1 protein-coding gene and 1 pseudogene are annotated in these 2,890 nt (G+C 44.8%); both read left to right on the top strand.

Annotated elements, in window-relative coordinates:
* Nucleotides 1–126, top strand: a pseudogene (locus tag O9290_RS12730) (IS630 family transposase); the annotation flags it as partial.
* A gap of 605 nt (nucleotides 127–731) precedes the next feature.
* Complete coding sequence (locus tag O9290_RS12725) at nucleotides 732–2,474, top strand: hypothetical protein (RefSeq protein WP_002761532.1); 1,743 nt, start codon at nucleotides 732–734, stop codon at nucleotides 2,472–2,474.
* The last annotated feature ends 416 nt before the right edge of the window (nucleotides 2,475–2,890 follow it).

Genomic DNA, 2,890 nt, shown 5'->3' with positions numbered 1-2,890 from the left:
AATCGAGAATTTGAAAATAAAGAAGAACTGGAAAAAGTAGTCAATCAGCTTTTAAATGAAGGGGGATTGATTATTAAATGGAGTAGAAAACTTAAAAATAAGGGTAATGCTGTCAATGTAACTTAAATGCGTAAAAGCTTACTAATCAGAAAAGCCGGTCATCCCTGTCTTGGGAAGAACCGTTCAGCTTGTTAAACGCTCAAATAACTATTAACTTATATAACGAAACAACAAAATACAAGATATTTTTGACTACGATCGAGTTGTAGAAATAGTCTAAATGACCGAATAACACAGATCCCGTTTTCAAAATACGAGAAAAGAAGAAACAGAAACAACAATAGGTACTTAGTGGGGGCCAGTTCATTGATGGGTTTCTCGAACTGTTGGATATGGCAATATTATTCTAATAGTGGAATGAGGTTTAAAACCTGAAGTCTAGTTGTTACGGGTTAGATAGATAAAATCATTCTGCTGTCGGATTATAAATTCTATTTGAGTCTGGAATTCTGTTATCTAGATAAAGTTGTATGTTGTGGAATGACTACTCCATTCCCGCTCTTAAATTGCCCATTGCCTGGGTTCACAAACATTAACACGACAAGGCTTGTCGGTTGGGTCGTGTTGCTGCGGGAAGGAAGTAAACCCTCTCATCACCCTCGTTTTCTCTTGATAATTATCTGTCACCGGACTCTTTCTCTACAACGCCTCACGAGGAGAATTATACAGGTATGAACAACGGCACCAATTCGAGTCAAGCTCTCGATCGGCAAATATTCTTCAATGATTCTCTAATCATGAATCCCCTTGAATTCGATCGAGATTTGTCCTTATCCACAGACGATTTATTTAACCCTCATCGTCAAAATGATCCCGAACAATTGCCGGGGTCAGTAGTACCGCCTTCGATTACCCCCGCTTCCGAAAAATTACCGGGGTCAGTAGTACCGCCTTCGGTTACCCCCGCTTCCGAACAGTTGCCAGGATCGGTAGTACCACCTTCGATTACCCCCGCTTCCGAACAGTTGCCAGGATCGGTAGTACCACCCTCGATTACCCCCGCTTCCGAACAGTTGCCAGGATCGGTAGTACCACCCTCGATCATCCTCGTCGCCAATCAATCATCCGAGTCAGTAGAAACCTCTTTAGTTCCTCTATCAATTGACGTACAGAATCGACTCATGGCTGACGCTCGAACGGCGACAATTAATGTTACTTATCATAACTATACCCCTCAAGCACAAGCGGCTTTTCAGTATGCGGTCAGTATCTGGGAATCTATTATCGTCTCAACTATCCCGATTGCCGTTGATGCCTACTGGCAACCCTTAGATCCTTCGATTCTCGGCCGAGCAAGCCCCAATCTCTTTTGGAGAGAATCCCCCGGAACACGACCGAATACATGGTACACATCAGCCCTGGCTAATCAGCTAGCAGGTCGAGATCTTGCGCCTAACGATGGGGATATGACCTCCGAGTTAAATAGCACTGCCAACTGGTATTTCGGTACAGATGGCAAGACTCCAGCCAACCAATATGATTTTGTCACCGTCGCTCTGCACGAAATATTACACGGTTTAGGAAACATTGGCTTGATGGACTACAGTGGCGGTCAGGGAAGTTGGGGATTGGGTACGGGCTTTCCCGGTATCTATGATCGCTTTACAGAAAATGGTGCGGGGCAAAGCCTCATTAATACGAGCTTATTCCCTAACCCGTCTGTTGCCCTCGGTAATCAACTAACCAGCAACAACCTTTTCTTCGATGGACCTAATGCTGTAGGGGCGAATAATGGAATCCGTCCGAAACTTTACGCCCCTAGTCAATGGCAACAAGGTTCTAGTTACGCCCATCTTGACGAACTGACTTATCCCCGGGGCAATCCTAATTCCTTAGATACACCCTATTTTAGCCTAGGTGAAGCGATTCACGACCCGGGCCCCATCCCCCTAGGAATCTTAAAGGATGAAGGCTGGAATCTTGCTCCTTCCCCTCCCCCCCCTACTCCTCCTTGTCCCGACCCCTTAACTTGTCCCGTCTACCGTTTTTACAATCCGATTTCCAGAGGACATTTCTTTACCCTCAACCCAGCAGAAAAAGATAATGTCATCGCTCATCCCGAATGGCAATATACCTTTGAAGGAGTTGGTTTTCAAGCCGCCCAATCCCCTGGTAATAATCTATTTCCCGTTTTTCGCTTCTATAACCCGATTTCCAGAGGACACTTCTTCACGATCGATCCAGCAGAAAGGGATACTGTCAACGGTCATCCCGAATGGCAATATAACTTTGAAGGAATTGGCTTCTATGCTTACGGAGCGAGTGCCAGTCTAGGATCGGATGTTTTCCGCTTCTATAACCCGATCTCCAGAGGACATTTCTTTACGACTAATCCAGCCGAAAGGGATAATGTCTTGGCTCATCCTGACTGGAGCTATACCTTTGAAGGGGTTGGTTTTGAAGCAACACGATAGTAATTCTTGTTATCTTTCGATTGATTTTCAAGTTTTGTCGTCGTCAATAGTATGGTTCTTCGGTTTTTGTTATGCAATGGACGGGGTTATAAGGAATGAAACCCTTATAGAGACAGACATTGCTGCGATTTTGGTCAATTGTTTTCGCTCTAGAACGAACTAATCAATAGAACTCTTGCCAGATAAGGATTTAGTCGATTCACGCCCCCCGATCGAACCATACCACCCACATTCCGCACCCTAAGTGTCACAACGTCTCAAAAGAGGAAGGGGCGTGAGTCAAAATACTTATCTAGAGGAGTGAGTTGGCGGCAAGCTGCCAGCAACTAAGCCGAAAATTTCAGAGTTCCCCCGGTCATTCTCAATAAACAGTGCTTATTGAGAATGGACGGGCAATCAGACTTAACATCTAGCGT

The sequence above is a fragment of the Microcystis sp. LE19-41.2A genome, assembly GCF_027530405.1.
Classification (GTDB): Bacteria; Cyanobacteriota; Cyanobacteriia; order Cyanobacteriales; family Microcystaceae; genus Microcystis; species Microcystis aeruginosa.
This window is presented reverse-complemented; position numbering and strand designations above follow the sequence as displayed.